We start from the raw sequence: 7,079 nt of genomic DNA on the forward strand, positions 1-7,079 counted from the left end.
TCGGAGCGCTAAGTGATTGGCGATATAAGATTTATATCAGTTGCCTTAAAGTGAAGCGGCGTGTCTATTTAGGATAGAATTTATTGGATTTATTACGTTTGTACTCAAATATTGAAACCCTAGTTAATAGGGCTTTACAAGAATTAAAAAAGTTTTTTTCGGTTAGGGGTTCTAGTATTTTTTGGTTGGGGTTCGAGTATTTATGGACAGGGGTTCAGGATTTCTTTGTACTCAGCCAAAACCCAGTTACCGTAAGGAATTTAGCCTTGTTTGAATGAATTTTGGTGTCTTTTAACGTGTACTCAAATCATCCTCAAACCCAGACAAAACCAATAAAGTCTGAGGGATTTGAGGGGAAAAACTGGAGCAGAATACGTCGTACTACTCCAGATACGTGCGAAATTCAATTCTGTATCCAACATATCATTTTTTTCGAGATAAAAATGCAGTTCATATTTTTTTAATTTTTGCTTGCTAAAGATATGCAATTAAGTCTTTAAGTCTTATCGGGTAAGCCATACAGCTCTGAAAAATAGGTGAATTGATAGAGACTTTTTTCAAAAGATTTAATTTTTAACTTGGATTTTTCTCGTTCTTAGAAGCAAAAAATATGGTTCGTGGCTAGCAAAACACGTTGCGATAGAATGCTTTGCGATCGCAATACACTTTATTCTAATTGCTCATTATAAACTCTTGTGGCCGCTACACTGTAGTCATAACAGCAAAACAGGGTAGGAGCAGGAGAAATGCTATGAAAGCAAGTGTGATCCACCGTTATGGTTCCCCTGAAGTATTGCAGTATGAGGACGTGGAGCAACCGCAAGTTAAACCCAATCAGTTACTCGTGAAAATTCATGCCACTAGCGTTAATCCTATTGATTGGAAAACTCGTCAGGGAGCGTTGAGTTGGATTAGCGGCAATCAATTTCCCAAAATTTTGGGGTTTGATGTGTCTGGAGAAGTGATGGCAGTTGGTGCTGGTGTCACACGCTTTCAGACAGGAGATGCCGTTTATGGTAGTACCATGTTTCCTGGGGGATCTTATGCAGAATTTGCAACTGTCCCAGAAAACTTTGTAGCGCTCAAACCGGCAAATTTGACTCATGAGGAAGCAGCTACTATCCCCTTAGCTGGGCTGACAGCTCTGCAAGCCCTGCGAGATCAAGGTAATATCCAATCAGGACAAACTGCCTTAATCAATGGTGCATCTGGCGGTGTAGGAATTTTTGCGGTGCAAATTGCCAAAGCTTTAGACACAGAAGTGACGGGTGTTTGTAGTACCAAAAATTTGGATTTTGTGAAATCTTTGGGAGCAGACCGTGTGATTGATTACACGCAGCAAGATTTTACTGAAAATACGGCGCAATATGACATTATCTTAGATGCCGTTGGCAAGCGATCGCTTTCTAAGTGTAAACGTGTTCTCAAACCCAACGGAATTTATATTACAACTCTACCGACCCCTGAAGCTTTGGTGCAGAGTGTCTTAACGGCGTTTCTTCCCGGGCAAAAAGCAAAATTTTTCGTTGAAAAGCCTAATACTCAAGATTTAGTTTATCTAAAGGAATTGATTGAGGCGGGTAAAATTCGTACTGTAATTGACCGCACTTATCCTTTACAAGAACTAGCTGCGGCTCATGCTTTTAGCGAAAGTGAACGGGCAGTTGGTAAGATTGCGATCGCTGTTGCAAGTTAATAGGCAATAGGGATTATTTGTCCCCACTGCTCCTCTGCTCTCCAACCAATTTTTTACTTCCCTGCGTGCTATACAAAAAAATATTAGAGGAGATTTGTAAAGTACCTATTGGTGTCAAGATCATTCCTTTGTCTATGTCATTTTTGAATCACATTTGTTTGCGAAACTAAAAACAATTAAATTATTTTAAATAAATAGTTATGAACCTGACAAAAATTGTTGCAGGAAAACTAGTTCTTGGTATGGTACTTTTGGGATTTTATTCTTGCACTTTATCAACACCTGAATCGGCAAACGTTAATAATCAAAAAATAGAAACAGCCGAACAAGTCAGTCAACAAACTTCTACCAACAATCAAGCATGTACTCTGGTGGAAAAGGGCTTTGGTTCACAAGGACGGGTAAATGTGCAAGCACAAGAAGTAGTTACAGGATTGGAAGTTCCTTGGGGCATTGCTTTTCTGCCAAATCAGGATATGTTAGTTACTGAACGACCTGGACGGGTTCGCCTCGTGCAGGGTGGTAAACTGATTCAAAAACCAGTAGCTACTATTGATGTTACAGATAGTGGTGAAGGTGGTTTACTCGGCATTGCAACTCATCCAAAGTTTGCTGAAAATCGATTTTTCTACGTTTACTACACAGCGGAGAAAAATGGGTCGCAGGTGAATCGTGTGGAGCGATGGCAATTATCCCAAAATGGATTGAGTGCCTCATCAGACAGAATAATTCTTGATGATATTCCCGTAGCGCAGTATCACAATGGTGGTCGCATTCGCTTTGGTGCTGATGGAATGCTCTATATAGGTACTGGCGATGCGAGAGATCCCCAAAGTTCCCAAGATGTTAATAGCCTTGCTGGTAAAATTCTGCGTGTAACGCCTGATGGACAAGTGCCACAAGATAATCCGTTTCCCAAAAATTCCGTATATATCAGTGGTATTCGCAACACTCAAGGTTTTGATTGGCGTGATGCATCAACACTATGGGTAACAGACCACGGCCCCAGTGGTGAGTTAGGCAGAAGCGGCCACGATAAAGTCAGTGTTGCAAGAGCAGGCGACAACCTCGGCTGGCCTACCATCTACCGTTGTGAATCAGAGGAAGGGTTTGTTACTCCGTCTATTGTTTGGCGTGAAGCACTACCTCCGGGTGGGGCAGCAATTTATACTGGAAATTCTATTCCTGAGTGGAAGAATAGCTTAATTATTCCTACTCTACGTTCTGAACACTTGCAGCGTGTTGCATTCAACCCACAATCACCCCAGCAAGTACAACGTCATGAGGTGTATTTACAAGGTAAATACGGACGACTTCGAGAGGCAATTATGGGGCCAGATGGCGAGTTGTATGTCACAACTAGTAACTGCGATGGACGAGGGAGTTGTCCTTCACAGCAGGATAAAATTCTCCGCATTACCCAATAAAGAGGATGAAATTATGACTCGCAATGCTTGTCTAATTTTTAATCCATCTGCGGGTAAAAGCAACCCTATAGAAGATTTAGTGGCGATTCGAGAAATTTTGGAACCTCAAATCAATCTGGATATTCGCCCCACCCATGAAGTTAGCCCTTCGGAATTAGCTCATGAAGCAGTTGAAAGCAAGGCTGAGATGATTATTGTATGTGGAGGAGATGGGACGGTATCAGCTGCCTCTGAAGCAGTAATTAACACAGGAATTCCTTTGGGAATAATTCCTAGAGGCACTGTCAATGCCTTTGCTCAAGCTTTGGGTATTCCTGCTAAAATTAAGGATGCTTGCAAAACAATTTTAACTGGAAAACCCCGAAAAGTGGATGTTGCTTTGTGCAATGGCAAAGCAATGATTGTCTTGACTGCAATCGGTTTTGAAGCTGAAACGATCAAACAAACTGATAAAAAAGCTAAAAAACTTTTTGGGATATTGGCGTTTCTGGGGACAGGAATAAAACTACTTAAACATTTAGATTATTTTAAAGTTTATCTAGAAACAGAGGAGCAAACAATCAATTTGTCAGCCTTAGCTGTGACTATTGCCAATTCAGCTGCACCGACTTCGATTTTGGCACATGGGCCTGCGGGAGTAATTGTAGATGATGGTTTACTAGATATCACAATTGTTACTCCTGCTAACCGCAAAAATGCTTTATTTGCTGCTTACCATCTACTCATAACGGGCTTTACTGGTACTGCTACTAATCGAGATGATATTCAACATCTACGTGCTAAAAGTGTGAAGGTGAGAACCGAACCTCTGAAAAAAGTAGCTTTAGATGGTGATATTAATGGAACTACTCCTGTTGATATTAAATGTATTCCAGGCGGTCTAACGGTCTTAGTGCCATTAGTTTTAGAAGAAAAAACTTAGTCAATAAAAGCAAGATTTTAATATATCAACTCTCCTACTAAATTTTAAATAATTGCTTTGGAAAAGATGAATATGTTTATTCAGCACTTAGGTAGTCAATAATTAAAGTCACATTCTATTCACATTTGTTGACTAACATAAAAAAGCAATTTAATAAACAGTTTGATGTCTCTGAATCATGGTGAAGATTATGAAGACTAAAAATTTTGTTGTAAGTATTAGAAAGTTTGCGAGCTTTGCTATAGGTATGCTGTTATTACCAGTTTTTGCAGCTTGTTTACCAAATAATACTGCTCAAGTTACTCCTACTACTACTGCACCGCCTGAGTCTGTACCAACGACACCTCCTATAACCCCTGGTGCAACAGTGAATGAAGACATTACAGATATTGTACAAGCTAACCCTTCATTGAAAACACTGGCAAATCTGATTGATGAAGCGGATTTAGAACAAAAGTTAGACGATACTGGTTCTTGTACCTTATTTGCACCTTCAGACCAAGCTTTTGCAGCACTTCCAGAAGTGACTCGACAGCGACTCTTAAAAACAGAAAACCGCGAACTTCTCAGACAGGTTTTAACTTATCACGTTGTTCCAGGCAATCTCACTACCAATCAACTCCGGTCACAAGAAATAAAAACTTTGGGTAATAACCCAGTAAATATTCAAGTTGACCAAGCAAATAACCAAGTTAGAATCAATGATGCTCTTGTTGTACAGCCTGATATCAGAGCAAGTAATGGTGTCATCCATATAGTTGACCGAGTAATTCTACCGCCAATGATTCAATAAACCTGCTTTATTTTAGGAATGACATTCCTGATGCCACTTTTAGCACAGACAGTATCACCTTTGTAACGGGGAATGATATGGATACTACTGTGCATAATATTTTGGCCTGCTTCTCGATTGATGTTCATTCCTACATTAAAGCCGTCAGGTGCAAATTCTTTTTTCAGAATTTCTTGTACTTTGTTGACCATAAACCAGCAAGCAGATTGCTCTTTAAATGGCAGTTCAAAATAGTTGCTAATATGACGTTTAGGAATAACTAAAACATGCCCTTTACTTATAGGATAACCGTCTAATATAGCATAAGCGGTTGCTGATTCTGTTAATAAATTGAGATTTTTATGGGGATTACAGAATATACAATAATTGGTTGAATGGCGTTGATGGTTATAATGAAGATACTGATATAATTCCCGATTTTCATCTAAATAAATTGAATTAAATGGAAGTTTAACACTACATTGGTATGTTGGCTTTTTATGGATATAATGTTCTCTAAAACCTTCTTTTTTAAGATCTCTTCTCACAGCATAATAAGCTTTGCCTCCTGGTTTTAATAAATGCGATATTTCCATCAGGACATGAGCTTGTTCTTCAGGAAACAAAACATTTAAAACATAAAAACAAATTATTGTATCAAATTTATGATGAGGATATTGGGGAAAATAATAAGGATCATAGCCTGTAATATCACAACCTTTTTGGCGTAATAATTTTACATCGTTACCAAAGCCACAACCAAAATCTAAGATTTTACCTTGAAGTAAACTTTGATTTAATAAAAACTGTGCAGGTGATGATAGATAAGTTCTTTCTATTGCAGTGAGATGGCTGAATTGATTTTTCTGTTGTTCCCTTTTGTTTAGGTGCATCTCGTTTTAAGCAAAACATGTTTTGATTTGCTTTCGGGTAATTTATAGTTAATTATTTTCCTCATCCCTTGAGGCGATCGCATCAGGGTCAATACTTAGTTATCTTAATAGGTCAGCACCTCCTTGTTGGGGCTGTTGTGGAGGCGCTGATCTGTTAGGATTGGGGACTTGGGTATTCTGAGAACCGGGATTAAAGAGATTAGCTAAAACTTGTACTAAAGCGTTTCTTTGCTGACGGGTAAGGTTTTTGATGGCGATGCGATCGCCTGCTATCGGATTTTGTTTTAATGTATCGTTACCCGGATAGGTGCTGTCATACATAATTTCATTTACACCCAGGTAATCAGCCAAAGTCAGCTTCCAATCTAGGCGATAATTTGGGGAACGTCCTTTCACATAAATGTGATAACGAATTAAGCGACTTGCTAAGGTGTTATTCGCGGCAATTTTCCCAGAATCTTTGCTGTTGTACTGATTTTCTTTGGGTAAATCGGGAAATTGTTGATACACTTGCTGCCAGACATCTCCAGGACTTACTCTTTGAGCTAAGGCAGATTGAATGCCAAGTAAATTTGTTGGCATTAATTTACCTCCTCCTAAACCCAAAACAAGTACACTCACTACCATTAAGACAGTGAGTGCCTGCCAAGGCTGGAGTAAGATTTGAATGAACGATGATTTTTTGCTCATCCTACCTTCTCTAAAGCCGTTTTTTATTTACGCTACGCGGGTCAGTTGTCAATAGTTTAGTTGTCAATCGTTTTTGATCTGGTTTAATACCCCAGTGGCCTTAAAAACATCTAAACATCTTATTGAAAAGTTCTCTGGGAAGAGTATCTCCACAGCAGACTTTTCATTTCACTACTGACTACTAACCACTAACCACTGACAAAACTTTATAATTCGCCAATAATTTCCGGTTGAGTCAATTCGTCAGACATTTCGATAATCGCCCTCAGTACTGGCTTCATCATCACATCTTCCGCAGGACTATCAAAGTCTTCGTAACGCCGACGTTTGGCACGATTTGCCACCTGAACTGTGATGCGATAGCGATTTGAAGCTGCACTAATCAAATCCTCGGCACGATGCATAATTTGAGACTGGGTTGTCTCGAACTTAGAACGCTTTAGCATAGTCGGTGGTTATTGGGGTCATTCCCCAGTTTAACAGTACTGAATAAATCTGCTGCTGTACGAACTTTAGGATTAAGTAGAACGGCGTGAAAAATTCAATGTTTGTAGTGAGTTAGCGCGGTCTTCTCCCAAAGGGAGAGGCTAGCGCCAAGGGGGTTTCCACGCCACTTGCTTTATGCCGGCGGCACTTCCTTCAAGTCGGCATAGCCGCCCAACGGAGTGCCTTGGGAACC

The 7,079-nt window shown here is 39.7% G+C and carries 7 protein-coding genes; 4 read left to right on the forward strand and 3 right to left on the reverse strand.

Annotated elements, in window-relative coordinates; all coding sequences use genetic code 11:
• The first annotated feature begins 751 nt into the window (after window positions 1-751).
• The 4 genes from I8751_RS07680 (at window position 752) to I8751_RS07695 (ending at window position 4,838) form a co-directional block, all read left to right on the forward strand.
• On the forward strand, window positions 752-1,696 hold the full coding sequence (locus I8751_RS07680) for an NAD(P)-dependent alcohol dehydrogenase (RefSeq protein ID WP_214438575.1): 945 nt from the start codon (window positions 752-754) through the stop codon (window positions 1,694-1,696).
• Window positions 1,697-1,896: 200 nt separating this feature from the next.
• On the forward strand, window positions 1,897-3,123 hold the full coding sequence (locus I8751_RS07685) for a PQQ-dependent sugar dehydrogenase (RefSeq protein WP_214438576.1): 1,227 nt from the start codon (window positions 1,897-1,899) through the stop codon (window positions 3,121-3,123).
• Between the two features lie 13 nt (window positions 3,124-3,136).
• Complete coding sequence (locus I8751_RS07690; RefSeq protein ID WP_214438577.1) at window positions 3,137-4,045, forward strand: YegS/Rv2252/BmrU family lipid kinase; 909 nt, start codon at window positions 3,137-3,139, stop codon at window positions 4,043-4,045.
• Window positions 4,046-4,235: 190 nt separating this feature from the next.
• Window positions 4,236-4,838 (forward strand): fasciclin domain-containing protein, encoded by a 603-nt coding sequence (locus I8751_RS07695; protein WP_214438578.1) that lies wholly within the window; start codon window positions 4,236-4,238, stop codon window positions 4,836-4,838.
• On the opposite strand, the gene I8751_RS07700 is transcribed toward I8751_RS07695, so the two are convergent.
• From I8751_RS07700 to I8751_RS07710, 3 genes are all read right to left on the reverse strand, one after another.
• Entirely contained in the window at window positions 4,832-5,710 is an 879-nt protein-coding gene (locus I8751_RS07700; RefSeq protein WP_214438579.1) for an HIT family protein, read from the reverse strand. The genes I8751_RS07695 and I8751_RS07700 overlap by 7 nt on opposite strands.
• A gap of 99 nt (window positions 5,711-5,809) precedes the next feature.
• Window positions 5,810-6,400 carry a hypothetical protein gene (locus I8751_RS07705; RefSeq protein WP_214438580.1) on the reverse strand — a complete coding sequence of 197 codons (591 nt, stop codon included), beginning with the start codon at window positions 6,398-6,400 and terminating at the stop codon, window positions 5,810-5,812.
• Between the two features lie 206 nt (window positions 6,401-6,606).
• Window positions 6,607-6,846: a DNA-directed RNA polymerase subunit omega gene (locus tag I8751_RS07710; protein WP_214438581.1), complete on the reverse strand. Its 240-nt coding sequence runs from the start codon at window positions 6,844-6,846 to the stop codon at window positions 6,607-6,609.
• Window positions 6,847-7,079 lie beyond the last annotated feature (233 nt).

The sequence above is a fragment of the Atlanticothrix silvestris CENA357 genome (genome assembly GCF_016056295.1).
Classification (GTDB): Bacteria; Cyanobacteriota; Cyanobacteriia; order Cyanobacteriales; family Nostocaceae; genus Atlanticothrix; species Atlanticothrix silvestris.